The sequence below is a fragment of the Streptomyces sp. XY431 genome (assembly GCF_001279805.1).
GTDB classification, from domain to species: domain Bacteria; phylum Actinomycetota; class Actinomycetes; order Streptomycetales; family Streptomycetaceae; genus Kitasatospora; species Kitasatospora purpeofusca.
The window spans coordinates 1-269 of sequence record NZ_LGDO01000420.1; the positions used below are offsets into that span (position 1 = coordinate 1).

1 protein-coding gene is annotated in these 269 nt (G+C 75.1%); it reads right to left on the reverse strand.

All coding sequences use genetic code 11. The features are described 5' to 3' along the window. The coding region (locus tag ADK60_RS27745) for a hypothetical protein (protein WP_159400613.1) at positions 1-269 on the reverse strand (269 nt) is incomplete at both ends.

The following is a 269-nucleotide window of genomic DNA, read 5'->3' on the forward strand; positions in this document are numbered from 1 at the left end:
CGCGGGCAGCCAGTGGCGGCGGTGTTGGAAGGCGTAGGTGGGGAGGTCGGTGAGGTGGCCGGTGCGGGTCCAGGGGGTCCAGTCGACGGTGAGGCCGGCGGTGTGGGCTTCGGCGAGGCTGTGGAGGAGGCGGAGTTGGCCGCCTTCGCCGCGGCGCAGGGTGCCGATCGCGCGGACGCCTTCGGTGCCGGTGTTCTCGGCGGCCTGGGTGACGGGGCCGGTGAGGACGGGGTGCGGGCTGGTCTCGACGAAGACGCGGTGGCCGGTGG